The sequence below is a fragment of the Agromyces sp. Y782 genome (assembly GCF_059445405.1).
Window position 1 is genome coordinate 2,951,749 of the sequence record NZ_JCAIUG010000001.1, and the last position, 17,802, is coordinate 2,969,550.

Here is a 17,802-nt window from a genome sequence, read left to right on the forward strand (position 1 = left end):
TGCCTCAGCCCGGAATGACGACGACCGGCGCCGCGGGATCGTTCGCGAACCCTGTTCCGGCCAGTGGGCTCACGAGCAGGTCGCCGTCGCCGAGCGGGGGGAGCAGGCAGCCGCGCACGACCCCGTCTCCGGGGTCGAGACCGGGACCCGTGAGGGTGACCTGTCGGCGCTCACGCAGCCGCCGCCGCCGGGCCGCGCGCTCCGTCGTGCCCCCGGTCACGGGCTCCGCGCCGAGTTCCGTCGCCGCGAACACCCGCTCCGCGGGGTCGCCGTCGGCTCCGCCCGGCTGCGCGCCGGACAACGACCCGTCGAGGTGGAGCCAGCGCCCGTCGGGGCGGTCGGCCGTGCCGATCACACGGGTCACGAGTGTCATCGCCGGTGCCGTCACGGAGCGGCCCGGGTCGAACGACACGCGGAGGTCTGCGGGAGCGTCCGCGAGCGCGTCGCGGATGGCACGCACGACGTCGGCCCCAGCCCCGGTGCGCTCGTCGTGGTCGACGGGAAGCTCCCCGGCCAGGTGCAGCACGCTCCGGCGCACGCCCTGCCTTCGCAGCCGGTGCTCGAGGCGGAGCGCGTCGTGGATCGTGCGTCTCCACGTCACGGCGGTCGCCCCGACCGCGAGGTCCACGGTGAACCCCGCGACGCGCAGCCCGGCGTGCCGACAGGCCTCGACGAGCTCCGGCGCCCGGTCGGCGGTGACGCCGAACTTCGCCGCCGGGCCGGCCGAGCCGGGCGGCGCGGCCGCCGCGAGGCGCACGAGCACCGAGACATCCTTCGGCAGGCCGGCGAACTTCGCGACCTCGGCCGCATTGTCGACGACGAAGGTGCGGATGCCTCGGAGGTAGGCGCTCGTGAGATCGGCGACCGTCTTCACGGGGTGGGTGTGCACGCTGCGATCCACCGAGATGGCATGGAGCTCGAGGAACGCGATCTGCGCTCGGGATGCGACGTCGATGCTCGCGCCGAACGCGTCGACGGCGCGTGCAGCCGCCGGGTGCGGCAGCGCTCCCGCCGCGACGTGGATGCCGACGGTCGGCAGCTGCCGGCGCAGCTCGAGGAGCCGCATGGTGAGCCGGTCGGTGTCGATCACGAGGAGCGGAGTGCCATGACGGCGCACGAGATTCCAGCCGGATGTGCTCGGCGTATTCGGCCAGATCGCGGCGCACGAGTTCGCGGTGCGCCACCCGCTCGGTCGCGGAACCGGTGCCCGACGATGCCGGTGCGCGCTCATCGAGCAGCCCATGCAAACGCTCGGTCCAGGACATGCCCCGAAGTCTGCCGTGCGCCGGCGGGCGCGGGATCAGGGCGACCACCGGCCGGCCGAGGGTGCAGGCACTGAGTGCGGCCGGCACGCGCTCGACGGACACGAACTCTCCAGCTTGGCAGCGATCCGGCGCGCCCGCACCGGTGTGCCCCCTGAAATGGGCCGCGCGGCCGAGTGCGTGTCGCGGTACCCTCACGGGAGACGGGGCCACCCGGTGGCGGTGACGCCTGCCCCGGAATGGAGGAGCGATGGAGACGACCGCACGTCCCCTGCGCGTGGCGATCGCCGATGACGCGCTCCTCCTGCGCGAGGGCATCGCAAAGGTGCTCGTCGACGGCGGCATCGAGGTCGTCGCCTCCGTCGGCACGGGTGCCGAACTGCTCGAAGTCGCTGCTCGCGGTGAGCTCGACGCGGCCGTGCTCGACATCCGCATGCCCCCGAGCCACCGCGACGAGGGCATCCTCGCCCTCGAAGAGATGCGCGCACAGGGTTCGACCATCGGCGTCCTGCTGCTCTCGATGTACGCGACGCCCGAGTACGCCCTGCGTGTCTTGGGCGCGGGCAGCGGCACGGGCTACCTGCTGAAGGAACGCGTCTCCGAGCCGCAGACGCTCGTGCGGGCGGTCGAGACGGTCGCCTCGGGCGGCTCCGTCGTGGACCCCGAGGTCGTCGAACAACTCGTGCAGCGCACCCGGGCCGACGACCCCCTCTCCCGACTCACCGAGCGCGAGCGATCCGTGCTCGAACTCATGGCGCAGGGGTACTCGAACGGCGGCATCGCGCAGTCGCTCTTCCTCGGCCTGAAGACCGTCGAGACGCACGTCCGCTCCATACTGCAGAAGCTCGATCTCGAGGAGTCGCCCGAGCACCACCGGCGGGTGCTCGCAGTGCTGACGCTCCTCGGCGCGAGGTGATGGCCCCCGGCCGTAAGGGCCGGATCATCAGACGCAGCATCGTCATCGCCGTGGTCGTGGCGGTGAGCCTCGCGATGGAGATCTCCGGATTCCTCGCCACCCCCGCGGCGGACCGTCGCGAGGCGTCATGGACGACCCTCCACGCGATCGTTCCGCTCGTGTTCGCGGCGTGCGCCGGCATCGCGTGGTCGATCGGCCCCTCGCGGGTGCCCGCGCGGCTGATGGTCGGCTTCTCCCTGGTGTGGATACCGCTGTCGTTCCTGCGCATCGTCGAGGACATCGGATGGCTCTGGCCGCTGCTCTACGGCCTGCACCTCTGGTGGGCGGTGCTCACGGGCATCCTCGTCCTCGTGTATCCGCGCGGCTGGCTGGTCGACCGGGTCGATCGCTGGATCGCGGGAATCGCGCTCGTTGCATCGGTCGGCTACCTGCTCGGGGTGCTGCTGCTCGGTCAGCCATCGGCTGAGGTATGCGATTGTGTTCCCAATCCGTACCGCATCACGGATGCGCCCGCCCTGTTCGCGGTGATCGACATCGGCTACCGCATCGTGGGTGTGCTGCTCGCGCTCGTGATCGCCGGTCGGCTCCTCGTGCGTTGGGTCCGCGGCAGCGTTCCCGCCCGTACGGTGGCGTTCCTCATGCCGGTCGCCTTGTTCGCGTGGGCGATCACCCTCGCTGCCCAAGCCGTCAACTATGCGGCATCCGGCACCGCCGACCTCGTGCTCGACACCGTCTCACTCGTGGCGATCGCGTCGATCCCCGTCAGCTTCGTCGCCGGCATCGCCCACGCCCGGAACATGCGCGCCCGGGTCGCGGACCTGATGCGCATCACGCGCGAGGGCGCCGACCGCGGCTTGTGGGCGGAGTCGCTCGCGCGCACCCTGCGCGACGCTTCGGTGCGCGTCTACTGGTGGGACGAAGAGCGCGCCAGATATGCGGATGCCGCGGGGGAGCCGCTCGAGCACGGCCCCGACGACCGGCGTGCCGATCACGGCCTGCTGCCGGTCGCGTCGCCGACCGGGATCCCGATCGCGGTCATCCGCCACGACCGGGTGCTCACCGACAACATGCGCCTGCTCGACGGGGTCTCGAGCGCCCTGCGACTCTCGGTCGACAACGGCCGATTGCGTTCGGAGATCGAACGCACCCTCGAGCAGGTGCGGCAGTCGCGCAGTCGCATCGTCGAGGCCGGAGACGAGGCGAGGCGTCGCATCGAACGCGACCTGCACGACGGGGCGCAGCAGCAGCTCGTCTCGCTCGGCATGCGGTTGCGCCTCGTGGCGAACCAGGCGCGCGATCGCGGAGTCGAGCCGCTCGGAGTCGAGCTCGACGACACGATCGGCATGCTGAACCAGGGCCTCAGAGACCTGCGCGAGCTCGCGCACGGCATCCACCCGTCGCTGCTGTCGTCGGGCGGACTGGCGCTCGCGGTGCCGGAACTCGCCGGTCGCTGCCCGGTGCCGGTCGAGATCGACGTGCAGGCCGAGGGGCGTCTGCCCGAGGTCGTCGAGTCGACCGCGTACTTCGTCGTCTCCGAGGCGCTCGCGAACATCGCGAAGCACGCCCAGGCGACGCGGGCGTGGGTGCGTGCCGGCATCGACGGCGGCGAACTCGAGCTCGTCGTGCGCGACAACGGGGTGGGCGGGGCATCCGTCGACGCAGGCTCCGGCATGCTCGGCATCGCCGACCGGGTCGACGCCGTCGGCGGCCGGTTCGTCATCGTGAGCCCGGCGGGAGCAGGCACGACGATCACCGTGCGCATGCCGCTCGGGGTCAGCGTCGCGGGCTGACGAGTCGGCTCACGCCGCACCGCCGTTGATGTAGAGGACCTGCCCGTTGATCCACCGAGCCGGCCCCGCCAGGGTGGAGACGATCTCGGCGACGTCGTGCGGGGTGCCGAGCCGGCCCATCGGGTTGGATCCGGCGATCCGGTCGATGAGTTCCTGCGGCTTGCCTTCACGGAACAACGGGGTGTCGGTCGGACCGGGCGCGACCGCGTTGACGGTGATGTCTCGTCCGGCCAGCTCACGGGCGAGGATCAACGGCAGCGCCTCGACGGCGCCTTTGCTCATCGCATACACCCCGTAGGACGGCGCCTGCAGGCGCGTGATCGACGTGGAGAACAGCACGATGCTGCCACCGTCTCGCACGGTCCGTGCTGCCTCGCGAGCCACCAGGAACGTTCCGCGGATGTTCGCGTGCGACACCCGGTCGAATGTGTCGATGTCGGTGTCCACGAGGGGCGACAGCGGCATGATGCCTGCCGTGTGCACGACCGTGTCGACGCCGCCGAACGCGGACTCCGCCTCACCGAACAAGACGGCGACGGCCTGCTCATCGCCGACATCGGCATGCACCGCGAGCGCACTCGCGCCCGCTGCCGTGATCTCTCGTACCACCGCGTCGGCGCGATCCTGGTTGCCGTGGTACTGCACGACGACGTCGAAGCCGTCTGCAGCGAGCCGAAGTGCGGTGGCACGGCCGATACCGCCCGAACCGCCGGTGACGATCGCAACACGTGAACTCATGGGAACCTCTCGATGTCAGATGTGAACAATTCGTCCACAAATGAGATCGTAGGGCATAATGGACAATGTGTCCACTTCTGAATCGACCTCCGCAACCAAGGTGCGGCGCGGGCGCGGGCGACGCCCCGCCGCCGAAGTACGCGGTGATGTACTCACCGCCGCCGCCGATCTGCTCTTCGCCGGCGGAATGGCGGCAGTCACCTTCGACCGGGTCGCCGCCGTTGCGGGCTCGAGCAAGACGACCCTGTACAAGTGGTGGCCGACGCCGGGCGCCCTCGCCGCCGAGGCCTACTTCACCCGGGTCGAGCACGCGCTCGGCTTCCCCGACACCGGAGAGATCACGGGCGACCTCCGGGCGCAGCTTCGGGCCTTCGCCCGCCTCATGCAGCATGAAGACGCCGGGCGCGCGGTTCGCGAGCTCATCGGAGCCGCCCAGACCGACCCTGCGCTGCGGCAGGCCTTCGCGGCCACCTACTCCCGGCCACGACGCGCAGAAGCCGTCCGGGCGCTCGAGCGCGCGCAGGACCGCGGCCAGATCCGGTCGGACGCACCGCTCGACGTCCTCGTCGACCAGCTCTGGGGAGCCTGCTATCACCGCATCCTCGTGCTCGACGAGCACATCGACGACGCCCTCATCGACCGACTCATCGGCAACGCGCTCAACAGCGCGGTGACGACCGGAGGGTAGTCAGGCCCGCCACCGGCACGCGGCGAGGTCGATGCGGTAGCCGTCGTCGTCGTCGGTCGTGCGCAGCGGCGTGCCCTCGGCGTCGTAGTACGCGCGGGCCCGCTCGGCGTGACCCGCAGGCGGGCGGCCCCCGGCGCGCACGACCCGCCACCACGGGGCATCCGCACCGTACCTGGCCATCACCTGTCCGACGGCGCGAGCGCCGCGGGAGCCGAGCAGCGCGGCGATGTCGCCGTACGTCGCGACCTGCCCCGAGGGGATGTCGGCGACGACGATGAGCACGGCGGCGACGAACCCTTCGACGGGCTCACGGCTGCGCCCGGTCGGCTGTTGCGGCATCCGCTCGACCTGATCGGGGCTCGCGTCAGAGCTCGAGCGCACCGATGACGTCGCCATACGCGCTCTCGCCGACGTCGGTGAACCCGATGCGGTGGAAGAACGCCTCGGGGCCCTCTTCGCCGGGCTCCCACAGCACGGTGATGCGGTCGAAGCCGCGCCGCTTCGCCTCTTCGGCGAGCGCCGTCGCGAGGAAGCGCCCGACACCCTTGCCTTGCACTTCGGCGTCGACGTTGATGCGCCAGATGCACGCCCGGAACTCTTCGTGCTCGTTCTCGGGATCGAAGTTGCCGTGGATGAACCCGACGACTCGGTCGTCGAGGAGCGCGACGCGCTGCCATGCGGTCGCGGGGTTCACGACCGAGGACTCGGCCGAATAGGTGACCGGGGCGATGAACTGTTCCTGACCGGGCTTCAGCGACAGCGAGTTCGCCGCAACGATGTTCGACGCCGACAGGTCTTCCAGTCTCAGCTCAGCCATGCAGCCAAGGCTAACCCGTGCGAGCTCCGCGTCGGTAGCCGAGACGACACAAAGACATCGGCCGATGCCGACGCCACCCGCGACACGGCCGGCATCTGAGCGGCCGAACCGGCATTGCGACGACGCGATCGAGCGGATGCCGCGGTATCCGTCGTCTCGATGTGGAGCCGAAACTCTCTCGATGTGGAGATAATCCGGTGACGCGGTAGGCTGGCAGGCGGCGTGTCCGACCGCCCGAAAGCTTCCCGTTTCCCCCACCAGAATCAAGGAGACATCCACTTTGTCGAAGATCAAGGTTGCAGGCACCGTCGTCGAGCTCGACGGCGACGAGATGACGCGAATCATCTGGCAGGCCATCAAAGACACGCTGATCCACCCGTACCTCGATGTGAACCTCGAGTACTACGACCTCTCGATCCAGAAGCGTGACGAGACCGACGACCAGATCACGATCGATGCGGCGCACGCCATCCAGAAGCACGGCGTCGGCGTCAAGTGCGCGACGATCACGCCCGACGAGGCGCGCGTCGAGGAGTTCGGCCTGAAGAAGATGTGGAAGTCGCCGAACGGCACGATCCGCAACATCCTCGGCGGCGTCATCTTCCGCGAGCCGATCATCATCTCGAACATCCCGCGCCTCGTGCCCGGCTGGAACAAGCCGATCATCATCGGCCGTCACGCATTCGGCGACCAGTACCGCGCCACCGACTTCCTCTTCAAGGGCGAGGGCACCCTCTCGGTCTCGTTCACCCCGAAAGACGGCGGCGAGCCGCAGCAGTTCGAGGTCTACCAGTCCCCGGGCGACGGCATCGCGCAGGTGCAGTACAACCTCGACGCCTCGATCCGCGACTTCGCCCGCGCCTCGCTGAACTACGGTCTGAACCGCAACTACCCCGTGTACCTCTCGACGAAGAACACGATCCTGAAGGCGTACGACGGCCGCTTCAAGGACATCTTCCAGGAGATCTTCGAGACCGAGTTCAAGGCGGCGTTCGACGCCGCCGGCCTCACCTACGAGCACCGCCTCATCGACGACATGGTCGCCTCGGCCATGAAGTGGGAGGGCGGCTACGTCTGGGCGTGCAAGAACTACGACGGCGACGTGCAGTCCGACACCGTCGCGCAGGGCTTCGGCTCGCTCGGTCTCATGACCTCGGTGCTCGCCACTCCCGACGGCAAGGTCGTCGAGGCCGAGGCCGCGCACGGCACCGTGACCCGGCACTACCGCCAGCACCAGGCCGGCAAGCCGACCTCGACGAACCCGATCGCCTCGATCTTCGCCTGGACGCGCGGCCTCGCGCACCGCGGCAAGCTCGACGACAACCAGGAGCTCATCGACTTCGCCGCGACCCTCGAAGACGTCGTCATCACGACCGTCGAGTCGGGCGCCATGACGAAAGACCTCGCGGCCCTCGTCGGCCCCGAGCAGGGCTACCAGACGACCGAGGAGTTCCTCGCGACACTGGCCGACAACCTGAAGGCGCGCATCGCCGCGTAGTCGAAACGCCTCGAGACGGGGGTCGGATGCCGCGGCATCCGACCCCCGTTCGCGTTTCCGCCTCGCCGTTCACGCCCGTCTCTCGCAGCAATTCAGGTCGGCGAACGGCGTGTCGCGCGTTCGCGCCCGCAACACGCCGCGACACACCCGTGCGTTCCTGAATTCCGCACGTGCGACGGCCGCATTGTGCGCCACGACGGTGGCGCACGAGAGCTTTCTGGCCGGCGCATCCCGCGACGGGGGGAGGATGGGGGCATGGCACGCCTCCTGAAGCTCGCCCGCAGGTACTGGGTCGTCACCCTCACGCTCGGCGTGGGTCTGCTCGGCATCGTGCTCGCCCTCACCGGCGCGGGCGCCGCCGTGCAGTGGATCTTCAGCATCTACGCGCTCGGCGTCGCGGCCTGGCAGGCCGTCGGCATGGTGCGCGACATCCTGCGCGGGCACTGGGGCCTCGACATCCTCGCGGTGACCGCGATCGTCGCGACGGTGCTCGTCGGCGAGTACATCGCCGCCCTCGTGGTGGTGCTCATGCTCACCGGTGGCGCCGCCCTCGAGGACTACGCGAACCGTCGCGCCAAGCGCGAACTCGATGCGCTGCTGACCCGTTCGCCGCTGCACGCGCACCGCATCGAGGGGGAGTCGATCGTCGAGGTGCCTGCAGGCGACGTGCGCGTCGGGGATGTGCTGCTCGTGCGGCCGAGCGAGATCGTGCCGGTCGACGCGACCCTGGGCTCCCAAGAGGCGACGGTCGACGAGTCCTCCATCACGGGAGAGTCGGTGCCGGTCGAGAAGCACGCGGGCGACCTCGTGCTGAGTGGTTCGATCAACGGTCAGGCCGCGGTCGAAGTCGTCGCCGCGGCATCCGCAGCCGACAGCCAGTACCAGCAGATCGTGGCGCTGGTCACGGCGGCCGCCGAGTCGAAGGCGCCCGTCGTGCGCTTGGCCGACCGCTACGCGGTGCCGTTCACGGTGTTCTCGCTCGCGCTCGCCGCGGTTGCCTGGTGGTTGTCGGGCGACCCGGTGCGTTTCGCGGAGGTGCTCGTGCTCGCGACCCCGTGCCCGTTGCTCATCGCCGCGCCGGTGGCGTTCATCGGCGGCATGAGCCGCGCCGCGAAGAACGGCGTGATCGTGAAGGGCGGGGGAGTGCTCGAGCTGCTCGCTGCGGCGAAGACGGCCGTGTTCGACAAGACCGGCACGCTCACGTACGGCTCGCCGACGCTCGTCGCGATCCGGCCGGAGAACGGCTTCGGCGACGACGAGCTGCTCGGCGCGGTGGCTTCGGCCGAGCAGTATTCGTCGCACGTGCTCGCGACGTCGATGATCCAGGCGGCGAAGGATCGCGGACTCCCGCTCGTCGAGGCCGAGTGGGCGCGCGAGGCGGCGACGAACGGCGTGACGGCGAAGGTCGGCGGGCGCGAGGTCGTCGTCGGCAAATTTGCTTTCGTGCTCGAGCACGCGCCGGATGCGGAGCGTACCGAGATCGCGCCGGGAGAACTCGCGGTCTACGTCGCGATCGACGGTCGCTTCGCCGGGGCGCTGCTCGCGAGCGACCGGCTGCGCGAGAACGCGAAGGCCACGCTCGCACGCCTGGACGAACTTGGCGTGCACCGCGTCATGATGCTCACGGGGGACGCGAAGGCGACGGCCGATCACGTCGCCGCCGAACTGGGCATCACTCACGTGCGCGCGGAGTGCCTTCCGGCCGACAAGGTGCACGAGGTCGCGGCGGTCGCGGAGCGGCCGGTGATCATGGTCGGCGACGGCGTCAACGATGCGCCCGTACTCGCGGCCGCCGATGTCGGCATCGCGATGGGGGCGAAGGGCGCGACGGCGGCGAGCGAGTCCGCGTCTGCAGTGATCCTCGTCGACGATATCTCGCGCACGGCGAAGGCGGTCGAGATCGGCCGTGACACGGTGCGCATCGCACTGCAGAGCATCTGGCTCGGCATTCTCGTGAGCGTCGGGCTGATGTTCGTCGCCGCGTTCGGGGTGATCCCGGCCACCCTCGGTGCGGTGTTGCAGGAAGTGGTCGACCTCGTGACGATCCTCGCGGCGCTCCGCGCGATCGGCGGGCGGCTCGATGCGAGAGCGGATGCTTCCCGCAGCAGCCGCTCGCCGGTCACAACTCGATAACGTCGGGGCGAAGTGGCCGCAAGCTCTTGCGGCCAGGTTTGTTCGTAAGGTTTACTAACAAACGTGACTGCAATGGATGCGCAGCGAGGCCCGGTCACCTCGGCGCCGACGCCCACCACCTCCTCGGTGGCGCCCGAGTTGCTCATCGCGCCGAACCCAGGCGTGCCGGCGCTCACCCGTTCGCGCGCACTCCGTCCCACAGGCAAGGTCCTGCCCGAGCACGCCCGCACCCACAATCGAGCACTCGTGCTGCAGACCCTCTACTCGGCCGGCGCGCAGAGCCGGGCCGATGTCGCGCGCGAGACCGGGCTCACCCGCGTCACGATCTCCGACCTCGTCGCCGCCCTCATCGCCGAGGGGCTCGTCGTCGAACTGGGCCAGCGTGAAGACGTACGACCGGGCAAACCGGCGACGCTCATCGACATCGACCGCGATGCGTTCCACATCATCGGCGTCGACCTCTCGGAGCACGAGTTGTTCCGCGGCGCCGTCGTCGGCCTCGACGGCCAGATCGTCGCCCGCGACGAGATCCCGCGTGGCGGTTCGACCGGCGAAGCGGCCGTGCTCCTCGTCGAGCGACTCGTCGCGAGCCTCGCCGAGCGCACTTCCACGCCGGTGCTCGGCGTCGGCGTCGGCTCACCCGGCGTCGTCGACCAGCACGGCGTGGTCAGGTCGGCGCCCAACCTCGGCTGGACCGACGTCGCGCTGCAAGATCGACTCACCGCCCTGTTCGCTCTGCCCGTGTACGTCGCCAACGACGCGAACGTCGGCGTCCTCGCCGAACACGGCTCCTCCCACCTCGACGACCTGCTGCTGATCAAGATCGGGCACGGCGTCGGCGCCGGCCTCATCATCGGCGGGCGGCCCGTCATCGGCGGCGGCTTCGCGGCCGGCGAGATCGGCCACGTCGTCGTCGGCACCGACGGCGGCCCGCACTGCGCATGCGGCAGAGACGGATGCCTCGAAGCCTGGCTCGCCGTGCCACGGCTGACCGCCCAGCTCGCCGAGCTCTCCGGCGACGAGGTCGCCGTGGCATCCGCACGCGATGGTATTCTTCGCGAGGCCGGCCGCCGACTCGGCATCGTGCTCGCACCGGTCGTCGGTGCGCTCAACCTGTCGGAGGTCGTGCTCAGCGGCCCCGCCCAACTGCTCGACGGCGCCTTCCACGAGGCGACCGTCGACACGCTCCGGAAGCGGACGATGGCGGAGTTCAACCGTGATCTGAGGCTCCGGATGTCCGAGCAGGCGGAGGACATCGTCCTTCGCGGCGCGGCCGTCATGGTCCTCTCCGGACAACTTGGAGTCTCGTGAGGGACTCCACGCACCAAGGGTGACAGCGAACCCCCGCTGCCTCCCCACCCCATGAAAGGAAACGACAAATGAGGAAACTCGGCATTGTGGCGCTCGGCGCTGCTGCTGCCCTGACCCTCGCCGGTTGTAGCGCCGGTGGCGGCAACGAGTCGGCCGACAGTGGCAAGATCACCGTCTGGGTCGTCGGCACCGACACTCCCGACACAGCCCGCGAATACCTCAAGGACACCTTCGAGGCGGAGAACGACGGTTGGACTCTCACGGTCGAGGAGAAGACCTGGGCCGACGTGAGTGACACCTACGCGGCGGCACTGCAGTCGAACGACTCGCCCGACGTCGTCGAGGTCGGCAACACCCAGACCGCGAGCTTCGCGGATCAGGGCCTGTTCCTGCCGCTCACCGACTTCCCGGCCGATGACTACCTGCCCGGTCTCGTCGAGTCCGCCACGTACGACGGCGAGCTCTACGCAGCGCCGTACTACGCGGGCGGTCGTATCGTGTTCTACAGCGAGCAGATCCTCGGCGCCACCCCGGTTCCGACGACACTCGACGAGTACGTCGCAACCGGCAAGGCGCTGAAGACCGACACCCGCTCGGGTATCTGGGCTCCGGGCCGCGACTGGTACAACGCCCTTCCCTACGTCTGGGCGCACGACGGCTTCATCGCCGAGCAGGACGGCGACGAGTGGAAGGCCGGCTTCTCGAGCGAAGGCGGCATCGAGGGCCTGACCCAGCTGCAGGACGTGTACGTGAACGCGTCCAACGCGGCGAAGGACGGCGACGAGACCGACCCGCAGGTGCCGTTCTGCGCCGGTGAGATCGCGCTGCTCTCCGCTCCCGCGTGGGTGCAGTGGTCGATCACGGCTCCGGCCGACGCCGAGGCGCCGGGTTGCGCCGACACCTACGGTTCCGACCTGCGTGCCTTCCCGCTGCCCGGGCTCGAGGCCGGCGAGACCGCGCCGATCTTCGCCGGCGGCTCCAACATCGCCGTCGCGACGAAGAGCGCCAACCCCGAGCAGGCTCGCGCCGCGCTCGACATCATGGCTGGCGAGGACTACCAGATCCTGCTCGCCGAAGGCGGCCTGACGCCGGGCTTCACGGCAGCTGCTGCATCGCTGCCCGACACGGAGATCGCCAAGGCCCAGGCCGACGCGCTCGCCAACTCGAGGGTGACCCCGACCACCCCGAAGTGGGCCGAGGTCGAAGCTGCGCAGATCATCCAGGAGGCGCTCGTGAAGATCGCCCAGGGCGGCGACGTGGCGGCCATCGCGGCCGACCTCGACGCGCAGATCGAGGAGATCCTCAACAGCTAGCCTGTTGAGCCCTGCGCGGGGGGCGGAGTTCCACACAGCTCCGCCCCCCGTTCCCACGACATCCTCCGGCACGTCGCCGCCGCCGCGCCCGAGACGTACCATCAGTCAAATCGCGATCCCCCGCGACACATCCGAGGAGCAGCCATGAGCGCAACCCTCACCGAGCCTGACGCAGCGCCGCGCACGCCGAAGTCCAGACCTCCCCTCTCGCCGCGGGGCTCCGCTGGCGATCGTCCCCGTAAGAAGCCGCTGCCCTGGGCACCGTGGCTGCTGCTCGGCCCCAGCATCCTGCTGCTCGGCGTCATGGTCCTCTACCCGACCATCGTCATGTTCGTGAACTCCTTCACCGACCTGCAGATCAAGAACAAGATGCTCGGCACCTCGCCGAACTTCGTCGGCTTCGACAACTACATCGAGGTCTTCACCGAGTCCGATTTCCCCGCGGTGCTCGCCCGCAGCCTCGGGCTCATGGTCGTCCTCACAGCGCTCATCGTCGTGCTCGGCATGATCATCGCTCTGCTCATGACGAAACTGTCGAAGGGATGGCGCCTCGCCGTGTCGATCGGCCTGATGCTCGCGTGGGCGATGCCCCCGCTCTCGGCGACCGTCGTGTTCGGCTGGATCTTCGACACCGACTACGGTCTCGTGAACTGGGCGCTCAACACCATCACGGGCACGCAGGACTTCCGCGGCCACTCCTGGCTCATCGATCCGTGGTCGTTCATGATGGTGCTCGTCATCATCGTCGTCTGGCAGAGCGTGCCGTTCGCCGCGGTCACCTTCTACGCGGGTCTCGGTCAGGTGCCCGAGGAAGTACTCGAGGCCTCATCGCTCGACGGCGCGAGCGCCTGGCAGCGGTTCCGGCTCATCGTCATGCCGTACATGCGGGGCGTGCTGACCGCCGTGCTGGTGCTCGAGACCATCTGGAACCTCCGAATATTCACGCAGGTGTACGCGCTGCAGCAACAGGGAGGGCTCGCGAGCGAGACGAACATCCTGCCCACCTACCTGTTCAGGCAGGGCCTCGGTGAGTTCGGCGTGACCGCCGCGATCGGCGTGTTCATGGTCATCCTGCTCATGGCCATCTCCTACTTCAACGTCCGTTCCTCCCTGAAGGATGAGGCAGAGCTGTGACCGTCAGCCCAGGAATCCAGATCGCCGAGAACCCCGGCTCGGTCACGACGTCCACGCGTGCCGCCTCCACGATCGGCGACGGCGGTCGTCTCGACCGACCCGCGCGCCGCGCCAAGGGGAGGGCCGGCCGGTTCGGGCTCAACGTGTTCGCGCTCGTCGTGATCGTCTGCTCGGTCTTCCCGGTCTACTGGATGGTGAACATGTCGTTCACCCCGCCGAACCAGATCATCAGCCGCAACCCGAGCTTCCTGCCGTTCGACTTCACGTTCAAGAACTACGTGACGGCGTGGACCCGCGAGGCGGCGCCCGGTCAGACCGACTTTCCGCACGCACTCGTCTCGAGCCTCACCGTGGGCCTCGCCGTCGTGGTGGTCGGCGCGCTCATCGCCTTCCTCGCCTCGATCGCGATCGCCCGCTTCGCCTTCCGAGGCCGCGTCGTCTTCATCGTGAGCGTGCTCGTCGTGCAGATGGTGCCCGGCGAGGCGATGATGTTCACGATCTACAACATGATCGACGACTGGCGCCTCATCAACACCCTCCTCGGGCTGTTCATCGTGCACCTCGCCGCGGTGGTGCCGTTCACGATCTGGACCCTGCGTGGCTTCGTCAGGGGCGTGCCGGCCGAGCTCGAGGAGGCGGCCCAGATCGATGGCTGCACGAAGGCGCAAGCGTTCTGGAAGGTCACCTTCCCGCTACTCGCACCGGGTCTCGTCGCCACCGGTATCTTCGCGTTCATCCAGAGCTGGAACGAGTTCCTGATGGCACTCCTCCTGCTCAAGGGCTACAATCTCACCCTCCCGCCCTGGCTGAACTCCTTCCAGTCGGCGACCGAAGCGACGAACTGGGGCGCCGTCATGGCAGGGTCCACGCTCATCGCCCTGCCCGTCGTCATCTTCTTCCTGTTCGTGCAGGGTCGAATGGTCGGCGGTCTCGTGAGCGGAGCAGTCAAGGGATGACCGGCATCGACTCGACCGGCGCGGGCACTGCCCTTCGCCGGGACATCCTCACGACCCTGCTGCCCGGTTTCGACGGCGTGAGCGCGCCTGAGTGGGTGCTCGAGCTGCTGCGCGACGGGCTCGGCGGCGTCTGCCTGTTCGGGTCGAACGTCGAATCGCCCGAGCAACTGCGCAGCCTGAACGCGTCGCTGCGCCAGGCGAACCCCCTCGCTGTGATCGCGATCGACGAGGAGGGCGGCGACGTCACACGGCTCTTCCACGACCGAGGTGCGCCGTTCCCCGGCAACGCCGTGCTCGGCCGCATCGACGACCTCGAGCTCACCGCACGCGTCGCGCGGGCCGTCGGCGAGGCGCTCGCGGCGACCGGATGCACCGTGACGTTCGCGCCCGACGTCGACGTGAACGCCAACGCCGACAACCCCGTGATCGGGGTGCGGAGCTTCGGCGCCGACCCCGAGCTCGTAGCGCGGCACTCCTCCGCCTGGGTCACGGCGCTGCAGCAGACGGGCGTCGCTGCCAGCGCGAAGCACTTCCCGGGCCACGGCGACACTGCGACGGACTCGCACCTCGCCCTGCCCGTCGTCGACGTGCCGCTCGAGACGCTCCGCGAACGCGAGCTCGTGCCGTTCCGCGCGGCGATCGCGGCAGGTTCCCGCACGATCATGACCTCGCACATCCTCATTCCGCAGCTCGACGCGGAGAATCCAGCCACCCTCTCCCCGCAAATTCTGAACGGCCTGCTCCGCGGGGAGCTGGGGTTCGACGGCGTCATCGTCACCGACGCCCTCGACATGAAGGGGGCGAGCGGCGTGCACGGCATTCCCGAAGCTGCAGTGCGCGCCCTCGCCGCCGGTTGCGACCTGCTCTGCATCGGTTCCGGCAACACGGCCACGCAGATGGCCGAGATCGTCGAGGCCGTCGAGGCAGCGGTCGAGGCCGGCCGGCTTCCGGCCGAACGCATCCGCGAGTCGGCGGCACGAGTCCGCGCCCTCGCAGCCGAGGCCGTGCCGGTTCCCGGCGGGCCGGCCGCGGCGTCGTCGATCGAGCCGCCGCACGATGTGCACGAGATCGGACGCGTCATCGCCGCGTTCGAGGTGTCGGATGTCGCGCGCGCACGTCTCGCGCAGGCGCCGCGCATCGGCACGGTGGTGCGCATCGACACGGTCGCGAACATCGCCGTGGGCGTGGCCCCGTGGGGCCCGTTCGCCGCTGAGGACGCCAGCGCGCACAGGTCGTGGCTCAGCGGCGCCGAGACCGTCGCCGTCTCGGAGCGGCAGCCGCTCGCCGGCGCGGCCGATCTGGCCGGAACGGTGCTCGTGGTGGGCAAGGATCTGCACCGACATCCATTCGCCCGAACCGCGATCGACGCGCTGCGAGCGGTGCGCGACGACGTCGTGACGATCGACATGGGTTGGCCTTCGAACGATCGGGCGTACGCCGACGTGTCGACCTTCGGCGCCTCGCGCCTCGTCGGTGAAGCGGTCATCGAGTTCGTCGACGACGCGCTCAGGGCCGCGGTGGCCGCGCCGTGAGGCTCGGCATCGACATCGGCGGCACCAAGACGGCCGCGGTGGCGATCGGTGCCGACGGAGAGCTGAGCGACCAGGTGCGGATGCCGACCGGCTTCGGCGCCGAGGCGGTCGTCGCGACCGCGATCCGTACGGTCGAACGCATGACGGAGCTCGCGGGCGTCGACGCCTCGGCATTCACGTCGATCGGCATCGGCATCCCCGGTGCCGTCGACAGTGAGACCGGCCGGGTGGAGCACGCCGTGAACCTGGGCCTCGAGGGGCTCGACCTCGGCCCGCGCCTGGCCGATCGGCTCGGGGTCGAGGTGCGCATCGAGAACGACGTGAAGGCGGCCGCGGTCGGAGCGCACCACCTGCTCGGCGTGGCCGATGGCATTCGGGCGACGTCGATGGCGTACCTGAACCTCGGTACGGGCCTCTCGGCCGGTGTGCTTCTCGACGGGCGCCTGCTGCGCGGCGGACACGGTGTCGCCGGCGAGATCGGGCACATCCCGGTCGACCCGGCCGGAGTCATGTGCGGGTGCGGGCAGTTCGGATGCCTCGAGACCATCGCTTCGGGTCTGGCGATCGCGCGCACGTGGCCGACCGTGTCGGAGCACCCGGCGCGCGAGCTCTTCGATGCGGCGGAGGCCGGCGACGAGCGGGCGCTCGCCGTGCAGGAGCAGTTCTTGACGGGTGTCGCGGCGGCGGTGCGTCTGCTCGCGCTGGCCGTCGACGTCGATGCGGTGGTCATCGGTGGGGGGCTCGCCGCGCTCGGTGAGCCGCTCGTAGCCGGCACACGCCGTATCCTGAATCGGTGGGCGGCCGAGTCGGCCTTCCTCGCATCGACCGACCTCGCGGCTCGCGTGCAGGTCATCCCACTCGGATTCCCAGCGGCCGCTGTCGGCGCCGCTCTCGTAGGAGAACACCAATGGCTGAAATCGTCATCGTAGAGAACGAGGATGCCGCAGGCGCCCTCGTCGCCGACACGATCGTCTCGCTCATCCGCTCGAAGCCCGATGTCGTGCTCGGTCTCGCGACCGGTTCCACGCCGCTCGCGAGCTACCGCGCACTCGCCCGCAGCATCGCCGACGACTCGATCGACGTGCGCGGTGTGCGCGGCTTCGCCCTCGACGAGTACGTGGGGCTGCCCGCGGGCCACCCCGAGAGCTATCGGGCTGTGATCACGCGCGAGGTGGTCGAACCGCTCGGGTTGACTCCCGAGCTCGTGCGGGTGCCGAACGGCGACCCGGCGACGATCGAGCACGCGGGCGCCGACTACGAGCGGGCGATCAAGGCGGCGGGCGGTGTCGACCTGCAGATCCTCGGCATCGGGCGCACCGGGCACATCGGCTTCAATGAGCCCGGCTCCTCGCTCGCGTCGCACACTCGCGTGAAGACGCTGACCGCGGCCACTCGTCTCGACAATGCCCGCTTCTTCGATTCTCCCGACGATGTGCCGATGCATTGCATCACGCAGGGCATCGGCACGATCCTCCGTGCTCGGCACCTCGTGCTGCTCGCGTTCGGTGAGGCGAAGGCGCACGCGGTCGCGGCGGCCGTCGAGGGCTCGGTGTCGGCCAGTCAGCCGGGTTCGGCGATCCAGTTGCACCCGCACACGACGGTCGTCGTCGACGAAGCCGCGGCTTCCGAGCTCGCGAACCTCGACTACTACCGGCACGCATGGGCGAACAAGCCCGCCTGGCAGGGCATCTGATCCGGCGGTTGATTCGCGCAC

General features: G+C 69.6%; 16 protein-coding genes. 12 read left to right on the top strand and 4 right to left on the bottom strand.

All coding sequences use genetic code 11. From position 1 onward, the window contains the following. Window positions 1–4: 4 nt before the first annotated feature. Complete coding sequence (locus AC1C2S_RS13425; RefSeq protein WP_495353018.1) at window positions 5–1,231, bottom strand: type III PLP-dependent enzyme domain-containing protein; 1,227 nt, start codon at window positions 1,229–1,231, stop codon at window positions 5–7. Window positions 1,232–1,512: 281 nt separating this feature from the next. Between AC1C2S_RS13425 and AC1C2S_RS13430 the strand changes: the two genes are divergently transcribed. Together AC1C2S_RS13430 and AC1C2S_RS13435 are read left to right on the top strand one after the other, a co-directional pair. Continuing rightward, entirely contained in the window at window positions 1,513–2,178 is a 666-nt protein-coding gene (locus AC1C2S_RS13430; protein WP_495353019.1) for a LuxR C-terminal-related transcriptional regulator, read from the top strand. Further along, window positions 2,178–3,968, top strand: coding sequence for a sensor histidine kinase (locus AC1C2S_RS13435; protein WP_495353020.1), 1,791 nt, complete (start codon window positions 2,178–2,180; stop codon window positions 3,966–3,968). The genes AC1C2S_RS13430 and AC1C2S_RS13435 overlap by 1 nt, the downstream gene beginning before the upstream one ends. Window positions 3,969–3,977: 9 nt before the next feature. Here AC1C2S_RS13435 and AC1C2S_RS13440 read toward each other — a convergent pair whose 3' ends face one another. Beyond that, window positions 3,978–4,706, bottom strand: coding sequence for an SDR family oxidoreductase (locus tag AC1C2S_RS13440; RefSeq protein ID WP_495353021.1), 729 nt, complete (start codon window positions 4,704–4,706; stop codon window positions 3,978–3,980). 58 nt (window positions 4,707–4,764) lie between these two features. Here AC1C2S_RS13440 and AC1C2S_RS13445 point away from each other — a divergent pair, with 58 nt between their 5' ends. After that, complete coding sequence (locus AC1C2S_RS13445) at window positions 4,765–5,394, top strand: TetR/AcrR family transcriptional regulator (RefSeq protein WP_495353022.1); 630 nt, start codon at window positions 4,765–4,767, stop codon at window positions 5,392–5,394. Here AC1C2S_RS13445 and AC1C2S_RS13450 read toward each other — a convergent pair whose 3' ends face one another. Both AC1C2S_RS13450 and AC1C2S_RS13455 read right to left on the bottom strand, forming a co-directional pair. Continuing rightward, a complete protein-coding gene (locus AC1C2S_RS13450) occupies window positions 5,395–5,790 on the bottom strand; it encodes an MGMT family protein (RefSeq protein ID WP_495353023.1) in 396 nt (131 codons plus the stop codon). Beyond that, window positions 5,759–6,211 carry a GNAT family N-acetyltransferase gene (locus AC1C2S_RS13455; protein WP_495353024.1) on the bottom strand — a complete coding sequence of 151 codons (453 nt, stop codon included), beginning with the start codon at window positions 6,209–6,211 and terminating at the stop codon, window positions 5,759–5,761. The genes AC1C2S_RS13450 and AC1C2S_RS13455 overlap by 32 nt, the downstream gene beginning before the upstream one ends. Window positions 6,212–6,491: 280 nt before the next feature. Here AC1C2S_RS13455 and AC1C2S_RS13460 point away from each other — a divergent pair, with 280 nt between their 5' ends. From AC1C2S_RS13460 to nagB, 9 genes are all read left to right on the top strand, one after another. After that, on the top strand, window positions 6,492–7,709 hold the full coding sequence (locus AC1C2S_RS13460) for an NADP-dependent isocitrate dehydrogenase (RefSeq protein WP_495353025.1): 1,218 nt from the start codon (window positions 6,492–6,494) through the stop codon (window positions 7,707–7,709). Window positions 7,710–7,964: 255 nt separating this feature from the next. Beyond that, window positions 7,965–9,842, top strand: coding sequence for a heavy metal translocating P-type ATPase (locus AC1C2S_RS13465; RefSeq protein ID WP_495353026.1), 1,878 nt, complete (start codon window positions 7,965–7,967; stop codon window positions 9,840–9,842). Between the two features lie 72 nt (window positions 9,843–9,914). Then, the gene (locus AC1C2S_RS13470) at window positions 9,915–11,153 is read left to right on the top strand and encodes an ROK family transcriptional regulator (protein ID WP_495353027.1); all 1,239 of its coding nucleotides are present in this window, start codon (window positions 9,915–9,917) and stop codon (window positions 11,151–11,153) included. A 68-nt stretch (window positions 11,154–11,221) separates the two neighbouring features. Next, window positions 11,222–12,466, top strand: a complete 1,245-nt coding sequence (locus AC1C2S_RS13475; RefSeq protein WP_495353028.1) for an extracellular solute-binding protein — start codon at window positions 11,222–11,224, stop codon at window positions 12,464–12,466. 144 nt (window positions 12,467–12,610) lie between these two features. Further along, complete coding sequence (locus AC1C2S_RS13480) at window positions 12,611–13,600, top strand: carbohydrate ABC transporter permease (RefSeq protein ID WP_495353029.1); 990 nt, start codon at window positions 12,611–12,613, stop codon at window positions 13,598–13,600. Between the two features lie 71 nt (window positions 13,601–13,671). Then, window positions 13,672–14,556, top strand: a complete 885-nt coding sequence (locus AC1C2S_RS13485) for a carbohydrate ABC transporter permease (RefSeq protein ID WP_495353252.1) — start codon at window positions 13,672–13,674, stop codon at window positions 14,554–14,556. Beyond that, window positions 14,553–16,088 (top strand): glycoside hydrolase family 3 protein, encoded by a 1,536-nt coding sequence (locus AC1C2S_RS13490; RefSeq protein WP_495353030.1) that lies wholly within the window; start codon window positions 14,553–14,555, stop codon window positions 16,086–16,088. Before AC1C2S_RS13485 ends, AC1C2S_RS13490 begins: the two co-directional genes overlap by 4 nt. Further along, window positions 16,085–17,017 (top strand): ROK family protein, encoded by a 933-nt coding sequence (locus tag AC1C2S_RS13495; protein ID WP_495353031.1) that lies wholly within the window; start codon window positions 16,085–16,087, stop codon window positions 17,015–17,017. The genes AC1C2S_RS13490 and AC1C2S_RS13495 overlap by 4 nt, the downstream gene beginning before the upstream one ends. After that, window positions 16,996–17,781 carry a glucosamine-6-phosphate deaminase gene (gene nagB / locus AC1C2S_RS13500; RefSeq protein ID WP_495353032.1) on the top strand — a complete coding sequence of 262 codons (786 nt, stop codon included), beginning with the start codon at window positions 16,996–16,998 and terminating at the stop codon, window positions 17,779–17,781. The genes AC1C2S_RS13495 and nagB overlap by 22 nt, the downstream gene beginning before the upstream one ends. Window positions 17,782–17,802: the final 21 nt, after the last annotated feature.